This window comes from Streptomyces sp. NBC_01077, assembly GCF_045162855.1.
Lineage (GTDB): Bacteria > Actinomycetota > Actinomycetes > Streptomycetales > Streptomycetaceae > Streptomyces.
The window spans coordinates 6,807,916-6,833,087 of sequence record NZ_CP108669.1 but is presented as its reverse complement, the minus strand read 5'-3'; the positions used below and the strand labels follow the sequence as shown (position 1 = coordinate 6,833,087).

Genomic DNA, 25,172 nt, shown 5'->3' with positions numbered 1-25,172 from the left:
TGTCGCTCTCACCTGTGCAGCATCCCGGCCCGGCACCGGCCGGGGCAATGGACGCTCCGTCGAGCGACGGAGCGCGGCCCCGACACCCTGTCGACCGGGGTGCCGGGGCCGCGTGGTCCGTTCAGGCCGGGGTTCAGCCCAGGGAGGTCATGACGTGCTTGATGCGCGTGTAGTCCTCGAAGCCGTAGGCGGAGAGGTCCTTGCCGTAGCCGGACTTCTTGTAGCCGCCGTGGGGCATCTCGGCGACCAGCGGGATGTGGGTGTTGATCCACACACAGCCGAAGTCGAGCGTCTTGGACATGCGCATCGCGCGCGCGTGGTCCTTGGTCCAGACGGAGGAGGCGAGGGCGTACTCGACGCCGTTCGCGAACTCCAGGGCCTGCGCCTCGTCCGTGAAGGACTGGACGGTGATGACGGGGCCGAAGACCTCGTTCTGGACGATCTCGTCGTCCTGCTTGAGGCCGGAGACGACGGTCGGGGCGTAGAAGTAGCCCTTGTCGCCGACGCGGTGGCCGCCGGCCTCGACCTTGGCGTGGGCCGGGAGACGGTCGATGAAGCCGGTGACCTGCTTCAGCTGGTTGGCGTTGTTGAGCGGGCCGTACAGCACGTCCTCGTCGTCCGGCTGACCGGTCTTGGTCTCGGCGGCGGCCTTGGCCAGCGCGGCGACGAACTCGTCGTGGATGGACTCGTGGACGAGCACACGGGTGGCGGCCGTGCAGTCCTGACCGGCGTTGAAGAAGCCGGCGACGGAGATGTCCCCGACGGCCTTGTCGATGTCGGTGTCCTCGAAGACCACGACCGGGGCCTTGCCGCCCAGCTCCAGGTGGACGCGCTTGACGTCCTTGGCCGCCGACTCGGCGACCTGCATGCCGGCGCGTACGGAGCCGGTGATCGAGGCCATGGCGGGGGTCGGGTGCTCGACCATCGCCTTGCCCGTCTCGCGGTCGCCGCAGATGACGTTGAAGACACCCTTGGGGACGATCTGACCGATGATCTCGGCCATCAGGACGGTCGACGCGGGGGTCGTGTCCGAGGGCTTGAGGACGACGGTGTTGCCCGCGGCGAGCGCCGGGGCGAACTTCCACACGGCCATCATCATCGGGTAGTTCCACGGCGCGACCTGGGCACAGACGCCCACGGGCTCGCGGCGGATGATGGAGGTCATGCCCTCCATGTACTCGCCGGCCGAGCGGCCTTCGAGCATCCGGGCGGCACCCGCGAAGAAGCGGATCTGGTCCACCATGGGGGGAATCTCTTCGCTCGCGGTGAGCGCGATCGGCTTGCCGGTGTTCTGGACCTCGGCGGCGATCAGGTCCTCGGCGCGCTCCTCGAAGGCGTCCGCGATCTTGAGGAGTACCTTCTGGCGCTCGGACGGCGTGCTGTCACGCCAGGCGGGGAAGGCGGCCGCGGCGGCCTCCATCGCGGCGTCGACGTCGGCCTGCCCCGAGAGCGGGGAGGTGGCGTACACCTCGCCGGTGGCCGGGTTGACCACCTCGATGGTGCGGCCGTCGGCCGCGTCGCGGAACTCCCCGTTGATGTAGTTACGCAGCCGGCGCAGCTCGGTGGTCACTTGCCACCCCTCCTGTCACGTTCTGTCGTCGCACGTCCTTGTGCGGTGTCCCGATGGGCGAGACACCTCAGCCTAGTCGCTCGGCTGACGCTTTCAACAGGCCCGACCCCCCACAACTTCGGATTCAGTGACTTTCGAGCCTCCGAACAACGAAATACATCACTCCGGGGTTGCAAGACCGACGAGTCTCGGTGCACAGTGAGGTGTGGCCAGTCGAAGCACAGAACCCAGAACCGGAATCGGTTCGTCCCCGACGATTGACGCCGTCTCCCTGGCGATCATCGAACAGCTCCAGGAGGACGGTCGCCGTCCCTACGCGGCGATCGGCAAGGCCGTCGGCCTCTCCGAAGCCGCCGTACGGCAGCGCGTCCAGAAGCTGCTCGATCAGGGCGTCATGCAGATCGTCGCCGTCACCGACCCGCTCACCGTGGGATTCCGGCGGCAGGCGATGGTCGGCATCAACGTCGAGGGTGACCTGGATCCGGTTGCGGAAGCCCTGACAGCCATGGCCGAATGCGAGTACGTGGTGATGACCGCGGGCTCCTTCGACCTGATGGTGGAGGTCGTCTGCGAGGACGACGACCACCTGCTGGATGTGATCAACAAGCGCATCCGCACCCTCCCCGGCGTGCGCTCCACCGAGAGCTTCGTCTACCTCAAGCTCAAGAAGCAGACCTATATGTGGGGAACTCGATAATCGTGACCCAGGACCTCTCCAAGACCGCGTACGACCACCTGTGGATGCACTTCACGCGTATGTCGTCGTACGAGAACTCGCCCGTTCCCACCATCGTGCGTGGTGAGGGCACCTACATCTTCGACGACAAGGGCAAGCGCTACCTCGACGGTCTCGCGGGTCTCTTCGTGGTCAACGCCGGACACGGCCGCAAGGAACTGGCCGAGGTCGCGTACAAGCAGGCCCAGGAACTCGCGTTCTTCCCCATCTGGTCGTACGCGCACCCCAAGGCCGTCGAGCTCGCCGAGCGTCTGGCGCACTACGCGCCGGGCGACCTGAACAAGGTCTTCTTCACCACCGGTGGCGGCGAGGCCGTCGAGACCGCCTGGAAGCTCGCCAAGCAGTACTTCAAGCTGCAGGGCAAGCACACCAAGTACAAGGTCATCTCGCGTGCGGTCGCCTACCACGGCACCCCGCAGGGCGCCCTGTCCATCACCGGCCTGCCGGCCCTCAAGGCCCCCTTCGAGCCGCTGGTCCCCGGCGCGCACAAGGTGCCGAACACCAACATCTACCGCGCCCCGATCTACGGCGACGACCCCGAGGCCTTCGGCCGCTGGTGCGCCGACCAGATCGAGCAGGAGATCCTGTTCGAGGGCGCCGACACCGTCGCCGCCGTCTTCCTGGAGCCGGTGCAGAACGCCGGTGGCTGCTTCCCGCCGCCGCCCGGGTACTTCCAGCGGGTCCGCGAGATCTGCGACCAGTACGACGTGCTGCTCGTCTCCGACGAGACGATCTGCGCCTTCGGCCGCCTCGGCACGATGTTCGCCTGTGACAAGTTCGACTACGTCCCGGACATGATCACCTGCGCCAAGGGCATGACCTCGGGCTACTCCCCGATCGGCGCCTGCATCATCTCGGACAAGCTGGCCGAGCCCTTCTACAAGGGCGACAACACCTTCCTGCACGGCTACACCTTCGGTGGCCACCCGGTGTCGTCGGCGGTCGCGCTCGCCAACCTCGACATCTTCGACAAGGAAGGCCTGAACCAGCACGTGCTGGACCAGGAGGGCAACTTCTTCGACACCCTGAAGAAGCTGCACGACCTTCCGATCGTCGGCGACGTCCGCGGCAACGGCTTCTTCTACGGCATCGAGCTCGTCAAGGACAAGGTCACCAAGGAGTCCTTCACGGACGAGGAGACCGAGCGCGTCCTGTACGGCTTCCTCTCCAAGGCGCTGTTCGAGAACGGCCTGTACTGCCGCGCCGACGACCGTGGCGACCCGGTCATCCAGCTCGCCCCGCCGCTGATCGCCGACCAGGGCACCTTCGACGAGATCGAAGGCATCCTGCGCTCGGTGCTCACCGAGGCGTGGACCAAGCTGTAACGGTCCCCGCCCCGCGAGGCACACGACATCACGCCGCCCTCACGGCGTGACCCCGGCCCGGGTATGCCGCCATCCGAGTGGATGGCGGCAGCCCGGGCCGCGTGCTGTCCGTACAACCGGATCCGAATCCTTACGGTGCCCAGTGACCGACAGGCCCGTCCCTTCGTTCCCCCGGACGGGGGACACATATCGGATCCGACATCGAGGTGTACGCGATGGCCCCACCGGACAACGACGTGCTCTGGGCGCGTTCCCTGCACTGCGACCTGGGCGGTGCGGACGCCCTCAGCGGCGTCTCCCTCGGCGTCCGCGAGGGCGAGATCCTCGCCCTCGTCGGCCCGCGCGGCAGCGGCAAGACCACCCTCATGCGCTGCCTGTCCGGCCAGCTCCTCGCCCAGCAGGGCGAGGTCTGGTTCAACAGCAGCCCCGTCCACACCCTGGGCCCCACCGAACGCGAACGGCTCCGCCGCGAACGCTTCGGCTGGATCGACCCCGAACCCGGACTCGTCCCCGAGCTCACCGGCTGGGAGAACACAGCCCTGCCCCTGCTGCTCCGCGGGGCCTCCCACCGGGCCGCGAAGACCGCCGCCCTGGAGTGGCTGGAGCGCCTCGACATCGGCGCGAGCGCCCGCAAGCGCCCGCACGCCCTCACCCACTCCCAGCGCCAGCGCATCGCCATCGCCCGCGCGCTCGTCACCACCCCGACGGTGCTGTTCGCCGACGAACCCACCGCCACCCTGCACCGGGCCGACGGCGCCCAGGTCCTGCGCACCCTGACCGCCGCCGCCCGCTCGCACGGCATCACCGTGCTCCTCGCCACCCACGACGCCGAGGTCGCGGCGCTCGCCGACCGCACGGTCGCACTCCTCGACGGACGCCGGGTCGGCACCGTACCCCCGGCGTCAGGGGCGGAGGGCGTCGCCGCGTGCTCGCTCTCCGTCTAGCCCGCGGGGCCCACCCCCTCGTCCTGACGCGCCGGCTCCTCGTCGCCGCCGCGGCCGCAGGGGTGGGCTTCCTCCTGCTCTGCACCCTCGGGTACGCGGCCGGGCACCCGGAGCGGTCCTCGGCGTCCGTGCTGCGGCTGCTCTGGTGCGTCCTGCCGCTCGCCGCGACCGTCCAGTTCGCGGTCGCCGTGGCCCGGACCGACCCCAGCACCCGCCCGCGCCCCGGGCTCTCGGCGATCGGACTCGGCCCCGCCCGGCTCACCGCGATCGCCGCCGCGTCGACGGCCGTCGCCTGCACGCTCGGCTCGATGATCGCCCTGCTGTTCTATCTGCACCTGCGCGGCGACATCACGGGCCTGCCCTTCGACGGGGCCGCCGCCGACCTCCTCGCCGCCGACCGGCCGATCCCGCTCGCCGCCGCCCTCACCCTGCTCGCGGTGCTCCCGGTCGTCGCCGCCACGGCCGCGGGCCTCGCCCTGCGCCCGCGCACCGCGCCCGCCGCACCGGAGGGCGCGGAGAAGCCGGTGCCGTCCGGACTGCCGTGGGGCATCGCCCTGGTCGCGGTCGGCCTGGCGATCGAGACGTACGCGGGCCGCAGCGGCGCCGGCGCCGGACTCCCGCTGCCGGGGCACTTCGACGGCAACCCGGCAGGCGTCCTGGCCGGCTGGGTCCTCACCGCCTTCGGCCTCGCGATGGCAGGCCCCGGCCTGGTCCACGGCTGCGGCCGCCTCCTCCAGGCCGTCCGGCCGGGCGCCACGCGGCTGCTCGCGGGCCGGGTCCTGATGGACGAGTCCCGCCGTATCGGCCGCCCGTTGGGCGTGGTCAGCGCGGTGGTCTCCGGAACCCTCGCGGCATCGGCCCTGCACGACGCGGGCACGGGCCCCGGCGCCTTCGGCCCGCTCACCGGCCTCGGCGCGGGCCTGATCCTGGCCTGCACGACGGCCACCCTCCTCACCGCGGCCCTGGAATCCAAGCAGTGCCGCGCCCACACCACCGAGGCCCTCCTCCGCATCGGCGCCCCGCCCACGGTCCTCCGCTCGGCGGCCCTGATGCGCGCGGGCATCCTGCTCGCGGTCTTCCTCCCCCTGACGTGGGCGGTGGCCGAACTGGCGGCGCTGCCGCTGACGGGCTGAGCGGACCGCGGCCGCTCACGCCCCACGGGGGCGGCACCACGGGTGTCGCCCCTATCGTGGGTCCATGGCGACGCTTCCTCCGGCACACCGGCCGCCCGGACCGCGCGGGCACGAGCGCGAGATCCACACGCTCCACGAGTTCGACGAGGCGCTCGCCCGGCCCGGCTCCCTCGCAGGACACCGGGTGCAGTCGGTCGACCTCACCGACCGGACCTTCGCCCTGCTCACCGCCGTCACCACCGACGCCGTCTTCCTCGGCTGCCCGATGGAGCCGGAGGCGGCCGCCAAGGTCCGCGCCGACGGTGCGTTCGTCTTCCCGCCCGTGCCCGACCTGCCCTTCGACCCGTACCGGGCGTCGCTCTACTCCGCCGAGGAACTGTTCCTCGGGATCGCGGACACCGGATACGAGGGGACGCCCGACGCCCTCGCGTACGCCTGGTTCGGCCGGACACGGGCCGATGGCGACATCTTCGCCTCGATGCTCCGCTCGCTCCACGACGACGCCGTCTCCGACGCGCTCGACGAGCTCCTGGACGGCGCCCGGGTCGTCGGCGTGATGGGCGGCCACGCGATGGGGCGGGGCACGGAGGCGTACGCGGGCGCGGCCAGGCTCGGCAGATCGCTGGCGCGCGCCGGTCTCACCGTGGCGACCGGCGGCGGCCCGGGCGCGATGGAGGCCGCGAACCTCGGCGCGTACGCGGCCCCGCTCGCCGACGAGGCCCTGGCCGAGTCCCTCGCCGTCCTCGCCGAAGTCCCGTCGTTCACGCCCTCGGTGACCGACTGGGCCCGCGCCGCCTTCCGCGTACGGGCCCGCCTGCCGCACGGCGGCGACTCCGTCGGCATCCCCACCTGGTTCTACGGCCACGAGCCTCCGAACGCCTTCGCGGGCCACATCGGCAAGTACTTCGCCAACGCCACGAGGGAGGACGGCCTGCTCTCCCGCTCCACCGCGGGCGTCGTCTTCCTGCCGGGCGCGGCGGGCACCGTCCAGGAGATCTTCGACAACGCGACCCCGAACTACTACGCGTCCCGGGGCGCCCCGCCCCCGATGGTCCTCGTCGACCGCGCCCACTGGACGCAACGCCTCCCGGCCTGGCCCCTGCTGGAAAGCCTGGCGGCGGGCCGCCCGATGGCGGCCCGCATCGCCCTCGTGGACTCGATCGACGAGGCCCCGGACGCACTGGAACGGCTGGCGAAGGAGGAGACCGGGTAGCCCCCTCCGGTCACTTCCGCCAGAAGAGGTGGTGCGTCACCGCACCGCTCGGGCTGGGCACGACGTCGCAGTGGAACCGGTCGAGCAGCTCGTCGGGCGACTCCCAGAGCCGTACCCCGGCTCCGAGCTTCACCGGCGCCACCGCGACGTGCAGGGTGTCGACGAGATCGGCGTCGAGGAACTCCCGGATGACGGTGGCCCCGCCACCGAGACGGACGTCCTTGCCCCCCGCCTCCTCCCGGGCCCGGGAAAGGACCGTCGCCGGGTCGGCGTCGACGAAATGGAACGTCGTGTCGGAGAGCGTGAACGAGGGCCGCGGGTGGTGGGTCATGACGAACACCGGCGTGTGGAACGGCGGCTCGTCACCCCACCAGCCCTGCCACTCATGGTCCTCCCAGGGACCGCGCTGGGGCCCGAACTTGTTGCGCCCCATGATCTCGGCACCGATGTTCCGGGCGTAGTCCCGCGTGAAGTAGTCGTCGAGGCCCCGGCTGCCCCCGGAGTCGGTGCGCATCGGCCAGCTCGCCGTGGCACCCGCCCAGGAGAACATGCTCCCCGGATCCGCGTGCCCGAAGGGCCGCTCCAGACTCTGCCCCTCCCCGGTACCGAAACCGTCGGACGAGACCATGAAGTTCTGGACTCTGAGCAGCTGGCCCATGACTTTCCTCCTGTGCGTTCGACAAAGAGACGCCGCGACGACGACGGCGGAACAACACCAAGGAGACTCCCCCGGCGGCCAGAACTCATCGCTCCTCCACGGGGTGTCGCGATCCCCTACGGAATGTCGTCGCCGAGCACCACCACGTCCTCCGCCCGGAAGGCCACCCCCACCTCGGCGCCCGCCTCCGGCACCTCCCGCAGCGGAAGCTCCGCGTCCAGCGGCGGCCCGTCCACCGGGCGGAGCCGTACGGCCACCCGGCTGCCCCGGAAGGACCGCGACTCGACCGTCCAGGCCGGCCCCTGCTCCACGGGCACGAGCCGTACCCCGCCGGGCCGGACGAGAAGCCGCCGCTCGCCCTGCGGCGAGTCCCCCGGCACCGGGACCTTCCCCCAGACGGTGTCCGCGACCGACCCGGTCACCCGCGCCGCCACCACGTTGTCGAAGCCCAGGAAGCGGGCCACGAACTCGGAGGCCGGCCGCGACCACACGTCGACAGGCGCACCCGACTGGGCGATGCGGCCGTCCCGCATGACCACCACCCGGTCGGCGAGCGCGAACGCCTCGCCCTGGTCGTGGGTCACCGCGAGGACCGTCGTCCCAAGCCGCCCGAAGAGCTGCCGCAGCTCCACGACGAGCCGCTCCCGCAGCCCCCGGTCGAGCTGACCGAGGGGTTCGTCGAGCATGAGCAGCCGGGGCCGGGGCGCCAGGGCGCGGGCCAGCGCCACCCGCTGCTGCTCACCGCCGGAGAGCGCGCCGACGGACCGGCGCCCGGCGCCCGGCAGACCGACGAGGTCGAGCAGCTCCTTCACCCGCTCGGCCTGCTCGGCCTTCCCGGCCCCGCGCATCCGCAGCCCGAACGCGACGTTGCCGCCGACGTCCCGCTGCGGGAACAGCTGGTGGTCCTGGAACATCAGGCCGACGCCCCGCCGGTGCACCGGCACCCCGCTCTGGTCGGCGCCGCCGAGCAGCACCCGCCCGCCGTCGAGGGCCTGCAGCCCGGCGACCGCCCGCAGCAGCGTGGACTTGCCGCTGCCGCTCGGCCCGAGCACGGACACGATCTCGTGGTCGTCGACCGCCAGGTCCACGCCGTCGAGCACGGCCCGCTCCCCGAACCGTACGGTCGCCCCGTCGAGTCTCAGCATCAGAACTCCCCCGAGGTGCGTTCGGTCCGGAGCCGTTCGAGCAGCAGCAGGGACACCGCGCACACCACCATGAGAATCGTCGAGAGGGCCATCGCCTGGCCGTAGTTGAGCTCGCCGGGCCGGCCCAGGAGCCGCGCCACGGCCACCGGCAGCGTCGGACTGTCGGGCCGGGCGATGAAGACGGTCGCGCCGAACTCGCCGAGCGAGACGGCGAACGCGAACCCGGCGGCGATGAGCAGCGCCCGCCGCACCAGCGGCAGATCCACCTCCCGCCAGGCCCGCCACGGCGAGGCGCCGAGGACGGCCGCCGCCTCCCGCAGCCGCTCGTCCACCGCCCGCAGCACCGGCAGCATCGTCCGTACGACGAAGGGGACACCGACCAGGGCCTGCGCGAGCGGTACGAGGATCCAACTGGCCCTCAGATCGAACGGCGGCTCGTCGAGGGTGATGAGGAAACCGAAACCGACGGTCACGGCGGACACCCCGAGCGGCAGCATGAGCAGCGCGTCGAAGCCCCGCACCAGCCGTCCCGCCCGCCGGGTGAGCGCCGCCGCCGCGAGCCCGCCGATGACGAGGGCGATCAGGGTGGCGACGACGGCGTACCGGAGCGAGTTCCCGATCGTGTCGAGCAGCGGCACGAGGAAGGTGCCGGAGGGATCCGGGGTCTGCAGCGCACGGTAGTAGTCGAGCCCGTATCCGTGGGAGGTGGCGAAGGACCGCTCGACGAGCACCCCGAGCGGCAACACGATCAGCAGCGCCACCGAGACGAGGACACCGACGAGCAGCGCCCACTGCCCGGCACCGCGCGGCCGGCGCGCGGTCTCCTCGGGCGCGACCAGCCTCAGCGCGGTCTCCCGCCGGCGGACGGTCCGGGCGTGCACGGCGAGGACGACGCCGACCGCGACGAACTGCACCATCGTGAGGACGGCGGCCGTCGTCAGATCGAAGCGGACAACGGTCTGCCGGTAGATCTCCGTCTCCAGAGTGGAGTACGTGGATCCGCCGAGGATCTGGACGACGGCGAAGGAGCTCGCCGTGAAGAGGAACACCATCAGCGCGGCCGCGGCGACGGACGGGGCGAGCGCCGGCAGGGTCACGGTCCGCCACGCGGTCAGGCGGGACGCGCCGAGAACCCGGGCGGCCTCCTCCTGGCGCGGGTCGAGCTGCGCCCACAGGCCGCCTACGGTCCGGACGACGACGGCGTAGTTGAAGAACACATGGGCGATCAGGATCGCCCAGACCGTGTTGTCGAGCCGCACGCCCCACAGCCCGTCGAGCAGTCCGCCGCGCCCGACAAGCGCCAGGAAGGCCGTACCGACCATGACGGTCGGCATCACGAACGGCACGGTGACGACGGCCCGCAGCAGCCCCTTGCCGGGAAAGTCGAAGCGCGCGAAGACGTACGCGCCGGGCAGCGCGATCAACAGAGTCAGCCCCGTGGAGGCAAGCGCCTGCCAGAGCGTGAACCACAGGACGTCGAGAATCTCCGGCCGGCTCAGCGTCTCGCCGAACCGTCCGAACTGCCACGCCCCGTCGACCCGCAGCCCGCGTTCCACGATCGAGACGACGGGCCAGGCGAAGAAGAGCGCGAAGAAGGCGACGGGCACGACCATCAGGCCGAGCCGCGCCGCGCTTCCCCTGCGGTCGGGGACTACTTCAGAACGAGCGACGACCACTGCTGGATCCACGGGTCACGCTTCTCGGCGATCTTCTCGGGCGCCATGGTCTCCGGCTTGTCGACGACCACACCGTGCTTCGTGAACAGCTCCGGCAGGGCCGCGTCCTTCGCCACCGGGTTGACGAACATCTGGAGCGGCATGTCCTCCTGGAACTTCTTCGAGATCAGGAAGTCGATCAGCGCCTTGCCGCCCTCGGGGTTCTTCGCCCCGTTCAGCAGACCCGCGAACTCCGTCTGCCGGAAGCAGGTGCCGGTGGACACGCCGGTGGGCGCCACCTTCGGCTGCGGCTCGCCGTACAGCACCTCGACCGGCGGGCTGGACGCGTACGACACGACGAGCGGCCGGTCGCCCTTGGCCTGCTTGCCGCCGGCCGAGCCGGAGAACTCCTGGTTGTAGGCGAGCTCCCAGCTGTCGACGGTCTTCACACCGTTCGCCTTGAGCTTCGACCAGTACGCCTGCCAGCCGTCGTCGCCGTACTTCGCAGCCGTACCGAGCAGGAAGCCGAGACCCGGGGAGGACCGCTCGGGGTTCTCCACGACGAGCAGGTCCTTGTACGCCGGCTTCGCCAGGTCGTCGAAGGTCACCGGCGGCGCCAGCTTCTTGTCGGCGAAGTACTTCTTGTCGTAGTTGACGCAGATGTCACCGGAGTCGATCGGCGTGACCCTGTGCTCCTTGTCGAGCCGGTACGCCTCCGGGACCCGGTCCAAGCCCTTCGCCTCGTACGGAACGAAGATCCCGTTGTCGAGCGCGCGGGACAGCAGCGTGTTGTCGACGCCGAAGAAGACATCGCCCTGCGGGGAGCCCTTGGTCAGGATCTCCTTGTTGACGGCCTCGCCCGCGTCCCCGCTCTTCAGCACCTTGACGGTGAAGCCGGTCTGCTTCGTGAACTCGGCCAGCACCGCCTTGGAGGCGTTGAACGAGTCGTGACTCACGAGGGTCACGGTCTTCGGCACGGGCCCGCCGGACTTGCCGGCGGCGTCCCGGACGTCCTCCGTGCCGCAGGCGGCAAGGGTGGTGACGCCGAGCGCCGCGACGAGCGCGGCGGCAGCGGCCTTCTTGATGGTCACTGAGATTCCTCCTGGGCATGACCAGGAAGAGACGCGGCCCTGCCCACGACCGGCGAACCGGACGCGGGCAGGGCGCAACAGCTTGAGTTAACGACCGAACTTCCTACCCAGAATGACCTGGGCAAGGTTCAGAGGGTCTGCGGTCCTACGGTGACCGCACTCTCAGCGCTGTGGCGCTCCCCTGTCGGAATATGGAGATGTGTTCGAGCTCAGGATACAAGGTCAGCGTTCGGCGGCGGCCAGCTGTCCACAGGCACCGTCGATCTCCTGACCCCGGGTGTCGCGCACGGTCACCGGCACACCGTGGCGGGCGATGGCCTCGACGAAGGCCTTCTCGTCCTCGGGGCGCGACGCCGTCCACTTCGAACCCGGCGTCGGGTTCAGCGGGATCAGGTTGACGTGCACCCGGCGCCCCTTGAGCAGCCGGCCGAGCAGGTCACCCCGCCACGCCTGGTCGTTGATGTCCCGGATCAGCGCGTACTCGATGGAGATCCGGCGCCCGGACTTCTCCGCGTACTCCCAGGCCGCGTCGAGGACCTCACGCACCTTCCAGCGCGTGTTCACCGGCACCAGGGTGTCCCGCAGCTCGTCGTCCGGGGCGTGCAGCGAGACCGCGAGCCGGCACTTGAAGCCCTCGTCGGCGAACCGCAGCATCGCGGGCACCAGCCCGACGGTGGAGACGGTGATCCCCCGCTGGGACAGCCCCAGACCGTCCGGCTCGGGGTCCGTCAGCCGGCGGATCGAGCCGACGACCCGCTTGTAGTTCGCGAGCGGCTCCCCCATGCCCATGAACACGATGTTGGAGAGCCGCGCCGGTCCCCCGGGCACCTCCCCGTCCCGCAGCGACCGCATGCCGTCCACGATCTGGTGCACGATCTCGGCGGTCGACAGGTTCCGGTCGAGCCCCGCCTGCCCCGTCGCGCAGAACGGGCAGTTCATCCCGCAGCCCGCCTGCGAGGAGATGCACATCGTCACCCGGTCCGGGTAACGCATGAGCACCGACTCGACCAGCGTGCCGTCGTGCAGCCGCCACAGGGTCTTACGGGTGGTGTCGTCGTCGCACGAGATGTGCCGCACCACGGACATCAGATCGGGCAGCAGCTCCCCGGCCAGCTTCTCCCGCGAGGCGGCCGGAATGTCCGTCCACTCCGCGGGATCGTGCGCGTACCGCGCGAAGTAGTGAGTGGACAGCTGCTTGGCGCGGAAGGGCTTCTCGCCGATCGCGGCGACGGCCTCCTTCCGCTCGGCGGGCGTGAGGTCGGCCAGGTGCCGCGGCGGCTTCTTGGCTCCGCGGGGGGCGACGAAAGTGAGTTCTCCGGGCTTGGGCATGGTGCTACCAGTGTCGCAGAGATACGACGGAGGGCCCGCCGCCCTCTGGGCGACGAGCCCCTCATCGACAGAAGGACCAACGAACCCGCAGGTCAGGTGGTACCGACGAACAGCGCGAGCAGCAACCACACCACCGGCGCCGTCGGCAGCAGCGAGTCCAGACGGTCCATGATGCCGCCGTGGCCCGGCAGCAGCGTGCCCATGTCCTTGATGCCCAGGTCACGCTTGATCATCGACTCGCCGAGGTCACCGAGCGTCGCGCTCGCCGCCACCGCCAGACCGAGGATCAGGCCCTGCCACCAGGCACCTTCGTCGATCATGAACTCCATGCACAGCGCGCCCGCCGCCATCGCGAACGTGACCGCGCCGACCAGACCCTCGCGGGTCTTGCCGGGGCTGATCCTCGGGGCCAGCTTGTGCTTGCCGAAGCGCCAGCCGACCGCGTACGCCCCGGTGTCGCTGACCACCGTCAGGATCAGGAAGGTCAGCACCCGCTGCGGGCCGTCGTCGGCGGTCAGCAGCAACGCCACGAAGGTCGCGAGGAACGGCACGTAGAACGCGGCGAACACGCCCGCCGTGACGTCCTTCAGATAGCCCTCGGGAGGCTCCGTCATCCGCCAGACCAGCACCGCGAGCGCCGTGAGCGCCATCGCCACCCAGGCACCCTCGGCACCCCGGACGTATCCGGCGACGACCATCGCCGCACCGCCGACCGCGAGCGGGACCAGCGGAGCCTTGATCGCCTTGCGCTCCTGGAGACGGGAGGTCAGCTCCCAGAGACCGACCACCACGGCGACCGCGATCACCCCGACGAACGCCGGCTTCCAGATGAACAGCGACGCGATGATGACGGCGCCCAGACCGACACCGACCCCTATGGCCGCGCCCAGGTCACGCCCCGCGCTCTTCTTCTGCCGTGGCGCCGTCGGCGCGGGCGGCGGAGGCGGGGTGGGGCTGGGCATGGGCTCCTGCGGGTGCTCGTGCGGCGTCTCGTCACGGAACAGGGGACCGCTCTGGTGAGCGGCCCCCCGGCCGTGACCGTCCTGGAATCCGCCGGCGGGAACGTCGGGCACGATGGGCATGGGCCGAGTCTGCGCCGCCTGATGCCGATCGTATGCGGGACCCGCCGGGACGGGCCCCTGGTCGGGTCCCCCACGGCCGGAACCGGCCGGGGCCCCCCAGGAAGAGTCGTTCATCAGACCTCGAGCAGCTCGGCTTCCTTGTGCTTGAGCAGCTCGTCCACCTGCGAGACGTACTTCGCGGTGGTGTCGTCGAGCTCCTTCTCGGCGCGGCGACCCTCGTCCTCGCCGACCTCGCCGTCCTTGACGAGCTTGTCGATGGTCTCCTTGGCCTTGCGGCGGACCGAGCGGATCGAGATCTTCGAGTCCTCGGCCTTGCTCTTGGCGACCTTGATGTACTCCCGGCGGCGCTCCTCCGTCAGCTCGGGGAACACCACCCGGATGATGTTGCCGTCGTTGCTCGGGTTGACGCCGAGGTCCGAGTCGCGGATCGCCTGCTCGATGTTGCGCAGCGCGCTCTTGTCGAACGGGGTCACCACGGCCATCCGAGGCTCCGGAACGGAGAAGGACGCCAGCTGGTTGATGGGGGTGATGGCACCGTAGTAGTCCGCCACGATCTTGTTGAACATCGCCGGGTGCGCACGGCCGGTGCGGATCGCGGCGAAGTCCTCCTTGGCGACCACGACGGCCTTCTCCATCTTCTCCTCGGCCTCGAGGAGGGTCTCTTCGATCACCACATGCTCCTGCGTGTCGTCGCGTTGTGTCCTGCACGGTGTACGACCGGCAGGGCTCTGTCCATCCCCTTGCGGGGCGGTTCCCCGGTTCGGGTCAGGCCCGGGTGCCCTGGTCGCTCACGAGCGTGCCGATCTTCTCACCCTTCACCGCGCGCGCGATATTGCCCTCGGTGAGCAGTTCGAAGACGAGGATCGGGAGGTTGTTGTCCCGGCACAGGGTGATGGCGGTGGCGTCGGCGACCTTGAGGTCACGCGAGAGCACCTCGCTGTACTCCAGTGCGTCGAACTTGACCGCGTCGGGGTTGGCCTTCGGGTCGGAGTCGTAGACGCCGTCCACGCCGTTCTTGCCCATGAGCAGGGCCTCGGCCTCGATCTCCAGGGCACGCTGGGCGGCGGTGGTGTCCGTGGAGAAGTACGGCATGCCCATGCCCGCACCGAAGATGACCACACGGCCCTTCTCCAGGTGGCGCACGGCGCGCAGCGGAATGTACGGCTCGGCGACCTGGCCCATGGTGATGGCGGTCTGGACGCGGGAGTCGATGCCTTCCTTCTCCAGGAAGTCCTGGAGGGCGAGGCAGTTCATCACGGTGCCGAGCATGCCCATGTAGTCGGAGCGGGCCCGGTCCATGCCGCGCTGCTGGAGCTCGGCGCCACGGAAGAAGTTGCCGCCGCCGATCACCACCGCGATCTCCGCGCCGTCGCGGACGACGGCTGCGATCTCACGCGCGATGGCGTGCACGACATTGGGGTCGACGCCCAGGCCGGTACCGCCGGAGAAGGCTTCTCCGGACAGCTTCAGCATGTAGCGGCCGGCCTTGTTGCCGTTGTTGTCGTCGCCCTGTACGGCGCCCTGGTTCATGGAGATCTCCTCGTGCACATACGAAGGAGGCCATTGCCTTGGGTCCTCGCGGTTTCCCGTATGGCAATGGCCTCCTCGTCAGATCTGCGGTCGTCCTGCGCGTGCGCGGACGACTGCCTCAGACCCTATCGGGGTCCGGTGTCCGTCGCGTTCGCGTACGGACTCAGATGCCGACCTTGATGCGGGTGAAGCGCTTCAGGGTGACACCGGCCTCGTCCAGGATCTGCTGGACGGACTTCTTGTTGTCAAGGGCGTACGGCTGACCGAGCAGCGTCGCGTCCTTGAAGAAGCCGTTCACGCGACCCTCGACGATCTTCGGGAGCGCGGCCTCGGGCTTGCCCTCGGCGCGGGTGGTCTCCTCGGCGACGCGACGCTCGGTCTCGACGACCTCGGCCGGAACGTCCTCACGGGTGAGGTACTTCGGCGCGAAGGCGGCGATGTGCTGCGCGATGCCCTTGGCGACGTCGGCGTCGGCCTTGTCGAACTCGACGAGGACACCGATCTGCGGCGGGAGGTCCGGCATCGTGCGGTGCATGTACGCGTAGACGAAGCCGTCCGTGTACTGCGCGAAGCGGTCCAGGACGATCTTCTCGCCGAGGTTGGCGTTGGCCTCGTCGACGTACGCCTGCACGGTCTTGCCGGCCTCGATCTCGGAGGCGAGCAGCGCGGCGAGGTCGGCCGGGGCGGTCGCGGCGACGTGCGCGGCGAGGGCGTTGGCGACGGCGCTGAACTTCTCACCCTTGGCGACGAAGTCCGTCTCGCACTTCAGCTCGACGAGGACGCCGGAGGTGTTGTCGTCCGCGATGAGGGAGACCACGGCGCCGTTCTCGGCGGAGCGGCCCTCACGCTTGGCGACACCCTTCTGGCCCTTGATGCGCAGGGCCTCTACGGCCTTGTCGACGTCGCCGTCGGCCTCGTCCAGGGCCTTCTTGCAGTCCATCATGCCGGCGCCGGTGAGCTCGCGGAGCTTCTTGACGTCAGCGGCGGTGTAGTTCGCCATGAGTCTGTTTCTCTCTCGAAGTCTGAAAGATCGGGCGGGTCCACGGGTGGACGGCGGGGGCTTCGTGGGCCCCCGCCGTCGTCACCCGAAGGTCCTGAAGGGTCAGGCCTGCTCGGCGTCCGCGGCCGGAGCCTCGGTGACCGGCTCGACGGTCTCGACGGCCTCGGCGACCTCGGTGGTCTCGGCGTCGGCGACCTTGGCGGTCTCGGCAGAGGTCTGGACCTCGGCGTCGTCAGCCTTCTTCTCACCCTCGAGCAGGTCGCGCTCCCACTCGGCGAGCGGCTCGCCGGCGGCCTTCTCGCCCGGCTTCGAGTCGCCGGTCGCGGCGCCGGAGCGGGCGATGAGGCCCTCGGCGACGGCGTCGGCGATCACGCGGGTGAGCAGGGTGACGGAGCGGATCGCGTCGTCGTTGCCCGGGATCTTGTAGTCGACCTCGTCGGGGTCACAGTTGGTGTCGAGGATCGCGACGACCGGGATCTTCAGCTTGCGCGCCTCGCCGACGGCGATGTGCTCCTTCTTGGTGTCCACGATCCAGACGGCGCTGGGAACCTTGGACATCTCGCGGATACCACCGAGGGTCTTCTCCAGCTTGGCCTTCTCGCGCGAGAGCACGAGAAGCTCCTTCTTGGTGAGACCGGAAGCGGCGACGTCCTCGAAGTCGATCTGCTCGAGCTCCTTGAGGCGCTGCAGACGCTTGTAGACGGTGGAGAAGTTGGTGAGCATGCCACCGAGCCAACGCTGGTTGACGTACGGCATGCCGACACGCGTCGCCTGCTCGGCGATGGCCTCCTGGGCCTGCTTCTTCGTACCGACGAACATGATGGAGCCGCCGTGCGCGACGGTCTCCTTGACGAACTCGTAGGCGCGGTCGATGTACGACAGCGACTGGAGCAGGTCGATGATGTAGATGCCGTTGCGCTCGGTGAAGATGAAGCGCTTCATCTTCGGGTTCCAGCGACGGGTCTGGTGACCGAAGTGGACGCCGCTCTCCAGCAGCTCCCGCATCGTGACGACGGCCATGGCCGTATCTCCTTGGGTTTCTCGGTTATGTTCCTGACACCCCGACGCGCCATGCCCGCGAGGGACCGAAAGGCGCTGCCACGACCGGTGAGGGCAGTGGCGGGGCGTGCGAAGTCGACCCAGTGACCCGGGTCGCCATAGGAAGTGTACGGGACCCCGGGAGCAGCGGGTGACGGAGCTGTCCACAACCCGCGAGTAGTCCACAGAAACCGTCCCCGACCGCCCTGAACCGGACTGTCCGGGGAGCCTTCTCCCATGCACTTCACGACACTGCTCCTGACCCTCGGCCTCCTGTGGCCGGTGGGCCCACCGCCCCCCGAGATCCTCCGCGGCTGGCAACCACCACCGGGCCCCTACGCCGCCGGCCACCGCGGCATCGACCTCGCCGCACCACCGGGCACCCCGGTCCTGGCCCCCACCGCGGGAACGGTCACCTTCGCGGGCCAGGTCGGCGGCCACGGAGTCCTCACCCTCACCCTCCCGGGCTCGGGCACTCCCCCGCTACGCACCACCTTCACCCCGGTGACCCCTCTGGTGAAACCAGGCACAGCAGTCCCGGCCGGCACGCCCGTCGCAGAGGTCGCACCCGGCACCCATTGCCCGGAGACCTGCCTCCACTGGGGCCTCCTCAGAGGCGACCAGTACCTGAACCCCCTCCTCCTCACCCCACGCGCTCCCTCACGCCTGCTCCCGACCGGGAACTGAGGGGGCCGAACCGGAGGCACACACGGGCGACCGAGCAAGAGGGAGCGAGGGGCCGGCAGGGGGAGCGAGGGGCCGACGAGTGATGAGCGGGGCGGGGCCGGGGTTGGGGTTGGGTGGGAGGGGAGGGGGCGGGGGGGGGGCCCCTCCCCCCTCTTCACGCGAAGGTCAGGCCGGGGTGCCGTTGACCCCGTGGAGGGCCATCGTGACCGCCGCCTCGGCGATTTCCGTGGGGTTCTCGGCCGCGCCGAGTTCGATGCGGCGGACCGCGGCGTCCACGACGCCCTGGAGGAGCATGGCGCCCAGGCGCGGCTGGGGCTGGCCCAGGGCGGCGAGGGCTTCGACGATCATGGCGACGAGGCCGCCGTGGGCCGCGCGGATCTTCTCGCGGGCGCCGTCGTCGAGCTCGCTGGCCGAGATGGCGACGACCGCGCGGTGGCGGCGGTCGCCGACGAGCTCCAGCTGCTTGCGGACGTAGGCCTCGACCTTGCCCTGTGGGGTGTCCGCGCCATCCATGGCCACCTCGACCTCGGCGGCCCAGACGGGGAAGTCGACGGCGCACAGCTCTTCGACGACGGCCGCGCGTGATCGGAAGTACTCGTACACCGAGGAGCGGGCGAGGCCCGTGCGCTCGGCGAGGGCGGGGAAGGTCAGCGCCTCCGTACCGCCCTCGGACAGCAGGGAACGCGCGGCGTCCAGGAGGGCGCCGCGCTGCATCGTCCGGTGCTCGGCCACCGAGGCCGCTCGAATCCTGGGCACGGCTCCACTGTACGACCGGCTCGCGCCGGGTCAGCGTCCGACGTCGGCCAGCTTGGCTCGGAGCTGGAGGACGGACTTGGTGTGGATCTGGCTGACGCGGCTCTCGGTGACGCCGAGGACGTGGCCGATCTCGGCGAGGGTGAGGCCCTCGTAGTAGTAGAGCGTGACGACGGTCTTCTCCCGCTCGGGGAGTGTGTTGATGGCGCGGGCGAGCAGCCGGCGCAGCTCGCGGTCCTCGGCGACCTCGACGGGGTTGTCGGCGGCCGTGTCCTCCAGGGTGTCCATCAGGGAGAGCCGGTCGCCGCCCTCGCCGCCGACGTGCAGCAGCTCTTCGAGGGCGACGACGTTCGCCAGGGACAACTGGCTGAAAACCGCGTGCAGTTCCTCCAGCGTGACCTCCATCTCCGCGGCGACCTCGGTCTCGGAGGGGGTGCGCCTGAGCTGGGCTTCGAGGGTGGCGTACGCGCGCTCGACGTTGCGGGCCTTCTGGCGGACGGAGCGCGGGATCCAGTCGAGGGCGCGGAGTTCGTCGATCATGGCGCCGCGGATGCGGGTGATGGCGTACGTCTCGAACTTGATCGCGCGCTCGACGTCGAACTTCTCGATGGCGTCGATGAGGCCGAAGACGCCTGAGGAGACGAAGTCGGCCTGTTCCACGTTGGACGGCAGCCCGACGCTGACTCGTCCCGCGACGTATTTGACGAGTGGCGAGTAGTGCAGGATCAGCTGTTCCCGCAGCCGCTCGTCGCCCGTGTCCTTGTACGACCGCCACAGTTCGTCGAGGGAGGTCGGTGCGGGTGGTCGCACGGTGCCCCGGGCTGCTGGGGGCACCGCAGCGCGGTCAGACCCGGAGGTGTGCTGGGGCATGCGTTGCCTTGAGCCGTTCTGCTGTCGGGTGTGGCGGTGTGGGTGTCCTGGACGGAATCCTGGTGAGCGTAGCGTGAGTGCGCGGTCGCGGTGCGCGAACATCGGGGGATCGCGCCGCTCCGGGTGGACACCGTCGGCCACATCTTCGAACCCGGGCCGTGACGCGTGTCGGCCCCTCGGGTGCGGCCGAGAGAACTCGATTGTTCATCGCCTTCACCCTTTCACCCGAATGCTCCAGGTCAAGTACCGCCTCGCCGCGCGTTCGATGCGGGTGTTGTCCTGTTCGTCAACTGCCAGCCTTCTCCGTGTCGTTCGACGAAGCCGAGGGAGTGGAGTTCGTACAGCTTGGCGAGGGTGTCGTCGGGGGTGGTTCCTGCGCGGCCGGCGATGACGGTGGTGGGGGTGGGGCCGCGGGCGGGGATCGCTTCGAGGATGTGGGCGGTCGCGGGGGCGAGGAGGTCGCGCGGGAGAACGGGGCCTCGGCGCGTCGGGGCGAGCTGACCCATGTCGCCGATGAGTTCGATGATCTCGTCGGCGTCGGTGACGAGGGTGGCGTCGCCCCGGAGGAGTTCGTGGACGCCTGCGGAGAGTGCGCTGGTGACGGGGCCGGGGACGCCCATGGTGTGGCGGCCGAGGCGGGTGGCGGCGCGGGCGGTGACGAGGGAGCCGCTGCGGTGTTGGGCCTCGATGACGACGGTGCCTCGGGTGAGGGCGGCGATGACGCGGTTGCGGAGGATGAAGCGGCTGGGGGTGGGATGACTGTCGGGCGGCAACTCCCCTACGACGAGGCCTTGTTCGGCGACGCGTCGGATGAGTTGGTCGTGGCCGCGGGGGTACGGGGTGTCGACTCCGCAGGCGAGGACCGCGACGGTGGCGCCGGCTGCGGCGAGTGCGCCGCGGTGGGCGGCTCCGTCGATGCCGTAGGCGGCTCCGGAGACGACGACCCAGCCTTGGCGGGCGAGGCCGGTGGCGAGGTCGGCGGCGGTGTGGGCGCCGTACGGGGTGCAGGCGCGGGCGCCGACGAGGGCGACGGAGCGGAGGGCCCAGGTGCGCAGGTCGGCGGGGCCTCGGACCCATAGGCCGAGGGGGCGGGTGTCCCCGAGGTCGTCGAGTTGGCGGGGCCATTCGGTGTCGCCGGGGATGAGGAAGCGTCCGCCGAGGTCGTGGATGGTGGCGAGGTCGCGGGTGGGGTCGGCGGCGGTGGCGCGGCGGCGCCAGGAGGCGACGCGTTTCTGTCCGGTGCCGGGGAAGGGGTCGTCGCCGGCCGCGCCCCGGGCTTCACCGTCGGGTGTGGTGTCGAGCAGTCGGTCGAGGAAGCCGGTGGCTCCGTAGCGGTGGAGCCAGCGGCCGGCGTGTTCGTCGCCGGGTTCGACGGCTCGGCTGAGTGTGGCGCGTACGAGGCGCTCGTCGGTGGGGGTGGGGGTGGGGGTGGTCATGTGCGGCCTCCCGCTCCGACCGGGACGCCGCGGGCGATGCCGGTGCGCAGTTCGAGGGCGAGGGCGATGTCCTCGCTGTCGGGGCGGTCGTGTCCGGCGAGGTCGGCGACGGTCCAGGCGACGCGGAGTACGCGGTCGAGGCCGCGGGCGGTGAGGTGTCCGCGTTCGATGTCGCGTTCGGCGGCGGCGAGGGCTCCGGGGACGGCGAGGTAGCGGGTGCGGAGTTCGTGGCCGGGGATGTCGCTGTTGACGTTCCAGGGGGTGTCGGCGAGGCGTACGGCGGCGCGGGCTCGGGCTTCGCGGACGCGTTCGGCGACGGCTGCGGTGGTTTCGCCGCGGCCTCCTTGGCCGAGGAGGTCGGCGCGGGTGACGGGTTCGGCTTCGACGCGGAGGTCGACGCGGTCGAGGAGGGGTCCGGAGAGGCGTGCCTGGTAGCGGCGGACGAGTGCGGCGGGGCATTCGCAGCCGGCGCCGTGGAGGGTGTGGCGTCCGCAGGGGCAGGGGTTGGCGGCGAGGGCGAGGAGGAAGCGGGCGGGGAGGCGTACGACTCCGGCGGCGCGGGCGATGACGACGTGTCCGGATTCGAGGGGTTGGCGGAGGGCGTCGAGGGCTTTTCCGGAGAATTCGGGGGCTTCGTCGAGGAAGAGGATGCCTCGGTGGGCGAGGGAGACGGCGCCGGGCCTGGGGAGTCCGTTTCCGCCGCCGACGAGGGATTGCATGGTGGCGGAGTGGTGCGGTGCGCAGTAGGGGGCGCGGCGGACGAGGGGTTCGCCGGGCGGGAGGATGCCGGCGACGGAGTGGACGGCGGTGACTTCGAGGGATTCCTGTCGGGTGAGGGGCGGGAGGATGCCGGGGAGGCGTTCGGCCAGCATGGTTTTTCCGGCGCCGGGTGGGCCGGAGAGCAGGATGTGGTGGCTGCCTGCGGCGGCGACTTCGAGGGCGCGGCGGGCACGGTGTTGGCCGGCGACGTCGGCGAGGTCGGGGCCTTCGTCGGTGCCGGTGGGGTCGGGGGTGAGTCCGGTGCCGAGGCCGGCGCCGGGGACGAGGAGTCCGGCGAGTATGGCGTCGGGTCGGCCGGCTTCGGTGGGTTCTTCTTCGGGGACGGGTTCGTCGGTGAGGACGGCGATGAGTTGGCGGAGGCTGCGGACGCCGAGGACGGAGACTCCGGGGACGAGGGCGGCTTCGCCGGCGGTCTGTTCGGGGACGACGACCTGGCGGTATCCGGCGTCGGCGGCGGCGAGGACGGCGGGGAGGATGCCTCGGACGGGGCGGACGCGTCCGTCGAGGCCGAGTTCGCCGATGAGGACGAGGTCGGCGATGGCGCGGGGGTCGATGCGTTCGGCGGCGCCGAGGACCGCCGCCGCTACGGCGAGATCGAATCCGGAGCCGCTCTTCGGGACGGATGCGGGGCTGAGTCCGACGGTGAGTTTCTTCTGGGGCCATTCGGCGCCGGAGTTGACGACGGCGGCGCGGACCCGGTCGCGGCTCTCGGTGAGGCTTTTGTCGGGGAGACCGACGAGGGTGAAGGCGGCGACGCCGGGTTCGAGGTCGGCCTGGACCTCGACGACGACTCCTTCGACGCCGACCAGGGCGACGGAGCAGGTGCGGGCGAATCCCATCTCAGGCCACCCCCTGGGCGTGGGTGAGGACGGGGGCGCCGCGGCGGGGCAGGACGATGCCGACGAGGTCGATGCGGACGCCGCCGACGGGGGCGGGGGTGCCGTTGCGGTCGAGCCAGCAGGCGGCGAGGCGTCGGAGCCGGTCGGCCTTGCGGGGTGTGACGGCGGCCATCGGGTGTTCGTACGAGCCGAGGCGTCGGGTTTTGACCTCGCAGATGACGAGGGTGTCGCCGTGGCGGGCGACGATGTCGATCTCGCCGGTCCGGCCGCAGCGCCAGTTGCGGGCGAGGATGTGCATGCCGGTCGCGGTGAGCAGGCGGGTGGCGAGCTCTTCTCCGTACCGTCCGAGTGCTTGGGTCCTGTTCATGCGGTACCACCTCCGTCACTGACTGTGACGGAGTGGGGTGGTCCGCGTGCGGTGCTGTGGACGGCCGGGGGGCTGTGGAGAACTGCCTCACTCCTGGGGGTGAGGTCGAGTGCGGGGCTCTCAGCTGCCGGGGAGTTCGAGGTCGCTCTTGTTGAGCTCCTCGATGTTCACGTCCTTGAAGGTGAGGACGCGGACCTGCTTGACGAACCTGGCCGGTCTGTACATGTCCCAGACCCAGGCGTCGGCCATGCTGACCTCGAAGAAGACCTCGCCCTGGACCGAGTGCACCTGCATCTCGTAGTCGTTGGTGAGGTAGAAGCGCCGCTCGGTCTCGATCACGTATTTGAACAGCCCGACGACATCGCGGTACTCCCGGTAGAGCTTCAGCTCCATCTCGGTCTCGTACTTCTCGAGGTCCTCGGCGCTCATGGCATGTTCCCCTTCAGCCGTGCGTCCCCCTATTGTGCGCCAGGCGGACGCGCCCCTAAACGATTTCCGGGGCGAGAGCCACTGGTGCACTCGGAGGTCCCTCGTCGAGCAGTGTGTGCAGCAGCTCGGCGAGTCTGGTCGGGTACACCGTCTCACGGGCCGCCGACAGTTCGGCGGAGGTCCACCATCTCAGGCCCGCGAGACTGCGGTTCTCCAGCTCGGTGAGGGCCTGCGGCCGCGGTGCGGCCTCGGTCTTGCGGGTGCGGGCGAGGTAGTACCACTCGTCCTGGTCCCAGCGGCGTCCGTCGAAGGGGAAGGAGCAGTGCCGCGTCCAGAGCACGGGTCCGAGGTCGATGTCGGTGATGCCGGTCTCCTCGGCGAGCTCGCGCAGTGCCGCCTCCTGCCGGGTCTCGTCGCCCTCCAGGCCGCCGCCGGGCGTGAACCACCAGGTCTGGTCGGGGTCGTCGGGCTCGTATCCGTGCAGGAGGAGGATGCGGTCGTCGGGGTCGAGCAGGACGACCCGCGCGACCCGCCGGACCTCGGCCTGCGGGGCTGCGCCCGATGCGGTGCCGGGCCCGGGTGTCCGCGGGGCTGCGCCCGATGCGGTGCCGGGCCCGGGTGTCTGTGGGGCTGCGCCCGATGCGGTGCCGGGCTCGGGTGTCTGCGGGGCGGCGCCCGATGCCGTGCCGGGAGGCGTCCGCGGGGCGGCGCCGGATGCGGTGCCGGGCGGCGTCTGCCGGTCGGAGTCCGTCATGTACCCACCTTCTCGCGGGCCCCGGGGGTCGTGCCCGCCGTTCGGCGCTTCGTGAGCCGGCTCGCCACGGGCCCGTACGCGCCCCCGGCCAGGACGAGTGCGGCTCCGGCCGCTATCGCGGTGAGGAGGGGTCGTACGGGCCCGGGCTCCGAGATCCCGCCGGGAAGGCCGGCGAAGCCCGTGGGGCGGTCCAGGAGGCCCTTGGCGGGCCAGACGACGGCGTCGACCCTGCCGACGACGGTGGAGCGGGGCACGGAGCCCTGTCCGGCCTCTTCCATGTGCGTACGGGAGTCGAGCGAGGTGTGCCGGTCGTCGCCGAGGAGGAAGAGGTTGCCGGCGGGGACGGGGACGGAGAACTCGGTGCCGGATGCGGTGGTCCGGCCGTCGGGTCCGGGCCGCAGGTAGGGCTCTTCGACGGGTGTGCCGTTGACGGTGAGGCGGCCGTCCCGGTCGCAGCAGGCGACGGTGTCGCCGCCGACGGCGGCGACCCGCTTGACCATCGGTGAGTCGCCCCAGAGCGGGTCGGTGAAGACGACGACGTCTCCGCGCCGCACCTCGTCACCGTCGACGCGCTGGGCGAGGATCTTGGATCCGACGTCGATGGTGGGGGTCATGGAGTCGGTGGGGACGGAGTACGGCTGGTAGAGCAGGGCTCCCCAGACGAAGCCGCCGAGGAAGAGCACACAGCCGACGGCCACGGCCAGCCCCGACAGCGCGCTGCCGAGGCGGCCGTGGCCGCCCTTGGTCCGTATGTTTCCGCTCATGTGCGCACCCCGTAGGTCTGTCGGCGGACCGTTGGTCTGTCGAC

The 25,172-nt window shown here is 70.7% G+C and carries 24 protein-coding genes, 1 pseudogene and 1 riboswitch; of the genes and pseudogenes, 6 read left to right on the top strand and 19 right to left on the bottom strand.

Annotated features, from left to right (window positions below):
* Positions 1-133 precede the first annotated feature (133 nt).
* The gene (locus tag OG462_RS31075; RefSeq protein WP_406062643.1) at positions 134-1,570 is read right to left on the bottom strand and encodes a gamma-aminobutyraldehyde dehydrogenase; all 1,437 of its coding nucleotides are present in this window, start codon (positions 1,568-1,570) and stop codon (positions 134-136) included.
* Positions 1,571-1,775: 205 nt separating this feature from the next.
* On the opposite strand from OG462_RS31075, the gene OG462_RS31070 reads away from it, so the two are divergent.
* The 5 genes from OG462_RS31070 (at position 1,776) to OG462_RS31050 (ending at position 6,921) form a co-directional block, all read left to right on the top strand.
* Positions 1,776-2,267 carry an Lrp/AsnC family transcriptional regulator gene (locus OG462_RS31070; protein ID WP_406062641.1) on the top strand — a complete coding sequence of 164 codons (492 nt, stop codon included), beginning with the start codon at positions 1,776-1,778 and terminating at the stop codon, positions 2,265-2,267.
* Positions 2,252-3,631: an aspartate aminotransferase family protein gene (locus OG462_RS31065; RefSeq protein ID WP_406062639.1), complete on the top strand. Its 1,380-nt coding sequence runs from the start codon at positions 2,252-2,254 to the stop codon at positions 3,629-3,631. Before OG462_RS31070 ends, OG462_RS31065 begins: the two co-directional genes overlap by 16 nt.
* Positions 3,632-3,846: 215 nt before the next feature.
* Positions 3,847-4,575, top strand: a complete 729-nt coding sequence (locus tag OG462_RS31060; RefSeq protein WP_406062637.1) for an ABC transporter ATP-binding protein — start codon at positions 3,847-3,849, stop codon at positions 4,573-4,575.
* The gene (locus tag OG462_RS31055; protein WP_406062635.1) at positions 4,557-5,708 is read left to right on the top strand and encodes a hypothetical protein; all 1,152 of its coding nucleotides are present in this window, start codon (positions 4,557-4,559) and stop codon (positions 5,706-5,708) included. The genes OG462_RS31060 and OG462_RS31055 overlap by 19 nt, the downstream gene beginning before the upstream one ends.
* A gap of 64 nt (positions 5,709-5,772) precedes the next feature.
* On the top strand, positions 5,773-6,921 hold the full coding sequence (locus OG462_RS31050; protein WP_406062633.1) for an LOG family protein: 1,149 nt from the start codon (positions 5,773-5,775) through the stop codon (positions 6,919-6,921).
* Between the two features lie 10 nt (positions 6,922-6,931).
* Here OG462_RS31050 and OG462_RS31045 read toward each other — a convergent pair whose 3' ends face one another.
* From OG462_RS31045 to rpsB, 10 genes are all read right to left on the bottom strand, one after another.
* The gene (locus OG462_RS31045) at positions 6,932-7,579 is read right to left on the bottom strand and encodes a dihydrofolate reductase family protein (RefSeq protein WP_406062631.1); all 648 of its coding nucleotides are present in this window, start codon (positions 7,577-7,579) and stop codon (positions 6,932-6,934) included.
* 116 nt (positions 7,580-7,695) lie between these two features.
* A complete protein-coding gene (locus tag OG462_RS31040; RefSeq protein ID WP_406062629.1) occupies positions 7,696-8,724 on the bottom strand; it encodes an ABC transporter ATP-binding protein in 1,029 nt (342 codons plus the stop codon).
* Positions 8,724-10,337, bottom strand: coding sequence for an ABC transporter permease (locus OG462_RS31035; RefSeq protein ID WP_406066799.1), 1,614 nt, complete (start codon positions 10,335-10,337; stop codon positions 8,724-8,726). The genes OG462_RS31040 and OG462_RS31035 overlap by 1 nt, the downstream gene beginning before the upstream one ends.
* A gap of 38 nt (positions 10,338-10,375) precedes the next feature.
* The gene (locus OG462_RS31030; protein WP_406062627.1) at positions 10,376-11,470 is read right to left on the bottom strand and encodes a thiamine ABC transporter substrate binding subunit; all 1,095 of its coding nucleotides are present in this window, start codon (positions 11,468-11,470) and stop codon (positions 10,376-10,378) included.
* An 82-nt stretch (positions 11,471-11,552) separates the two neighbouring features.
* A riboswitch (TPP riboswitch) is annotated at positions 11,553-11,663 on the bottom strand.
* A gap of 29 nt (positions 11,664-11,692) precedes the next feature.
* A complete protein-coding gene (gene rlmN / locus OG462_RS31025) occupies positions 11,693-12,799 on the bottom strand; it encodes a 23S rRNA (adenine(2503)-C(2))-methyltransferase RlmN (protein ID WP_030322331.1) in 1,107 nt (368 codons plus the stop codon).
* 92 nt (positions 12,800-12,891) lie between these two features.
* Complete coding sequence (locus OG462_RS31020) at positions 12,892-13,995, bottom strand: phosphatidate cytidylyltransferase (protein ID WP_406062625.1); 1,104 nt, start codon at positions 13,993-13,995, stop codon at positions 12,892-12,894.
* Positions 13,995-14,552, bottom strand: a complete 558-nt coding sequence (gene frr / locus OG462_RS31015) for a ribosome recycling factor (protein ID WP_055598433.1) — start codon at positions 14,550-14,552, stop codon at positions 13,995-13,997. The genes OG462_RS31020 and frr overlap by 1 nt, the downstream gene beginning before the upstream one ends.
* 94 nt (positions 14,553-14,646) lie before the next feature.
* Entirely contained in the window at positions 14,647-15,411 is a 765-nt protein-coding gene (gene pyrH / locus OG462_RS31010; protein WP_406062623.1) for a UMP kinase, read from the bottom strand.
* Positions 15,412-15,574: 163 nt separating this feature from the next.
* On the bottom strand, positions 15,575-16,411 hold the full coding sequence (tsf, locus tag OG462_RS31005; RefSeq protein ID WP_398002481.1) for a translation elongation factor Ts: 837 nt from the start codon (positions 16,409-16,411) through the stop codon (positions 15,575-15,577).
* Positions 16,412-16,513: 102 nt separating this feature from the next.
* Complete coding sequence (gene rpsB / locus OG462_RS31000) at positions 16,514-17,431, bottom strand: 30S ribosomal protein S2 (protein WP_406062621.1); 918 nt, start codon at positions 17,429-17,431, stop codon at positions 16,514-16,516.
* 255 nt (positions 17,432-17,686) lie between these two features.
* Between rpsB and OG462_RS30995 the strand changes: the two genes are divergently transcribed.
* On the top strand, positions 17,687-18,136 hold the full coding sequence (locus OG462_RS30995) for a murein hydrolase activator EnvC family protein (RefSeq protein ID WP_406062620.1): 450 nt from the start codon (positions 17,687-17,689) through the stop codon (positions 18,134-18,136).
* 165 nt (positions 18,137-18,301) lie between these two features.
* On the opposite strand, the gene OG462_RS30990 is transcribed toward OG462_RS30995, so the two are convergent.
* From OG462_RS30990 to lepB, 8 genes and pseudogenes are all read right to left on the bottom strand, one after another.
* Positions 18,302-18,850 carry a TetR/AcrR family transcriptional regulator gene (locus OG462_RS30990; RefSeq protein ID WP_406066798.1) on the bottom strand — a complete coding sequence of 183 codons (549 nt, stop codon included), beginning with the start codon at positions 18,848-18,850 and terminating at the stop codon, positions 18,302-18,304.
* 72 nt (positions 18,851-18,922) lie between these two features.
* A complete protein-coding gene (whiG, locus tag OG462_RS30985) occupies positions 18,923-19,759 on the bottom strand; it encodes an RNA polymerase sigma factor WhiG (protein WP_406062618.1) in 837 nt (278 codons plus the stop codon).
* 239 nt (positions 19,760-19,998) lie between these two features.
* Positions 19,999-21,195: a DNA-processing protein DprA gene (gene dprA / locus OG462_RS30980; protein WP_406062616.1), complete on the bottom strand. Its 1,197-nt coding sequence runs from the start codon at positions 21,193-21,195 to the stop codon at positions 19,999-20,001.
* Positions 21,192-22,814, bottom strand: a complete 1,623-nt coding sequence (locus OG462_RS30975; RefSeq protein WP_406062614.1) for a YifB family Mg chelatase-like AAA ATPase — start codon at positions 22,812-22,814, stop codon at positions 21,192-21,194. The genes dprA and OG462_RS30975 overlap by 4 nt, the downstream gene beginning before the upstream one ends.
* Position 22,815: 1 nt before the next feature.
* The gene (locus OG462_RS30970) at positions 22,816-23,181 is read right to left on the bottom strand and encodes a YraN family protein (RefSeq protein ID WP_406062612.1); all 366 of its coding nucleotides are present in this window, start codon (positions 23,179-23,181) and stop codon (positions 22,816-22,818) included.
* A 120-nt stretch (positions 23,182-23,301) separates the two neighbouring features.
* Positions 23,302-23,610, bottom strand: a complete 309-nt coding sequence (locus OG462_RS30965) for a DUF2469 domain-containing protein (RefSeq protein WP_005311352.1) — start codon at positions 23,608-23,610, stop codon at positions 23,302-23,304.
* Positions 23,611-23,665: 55 nt separating this feature from the next.
* Positions 23,666-24,145: pseudogene (locus tag OG462_RS30960) on the bottom strand (NUDIX hydrolase); the annotation flags it as partial.
* Positions 24,146-24,360: 215 nt separating this feature from the next.
* On the bottom strand, positions 24,361-25,128 hold the full coding sequence (gene lepB / locus OG462_RS30955; RefSeq protein ID WP_406062610.1) for a signal peptidase I: 768 nt from the start codon (positions 25,126-25,128) through the stop codon (positions 24,361-24,363).
* Positions 25,129-25,172 lie beyond the last annotated feature (44 nt).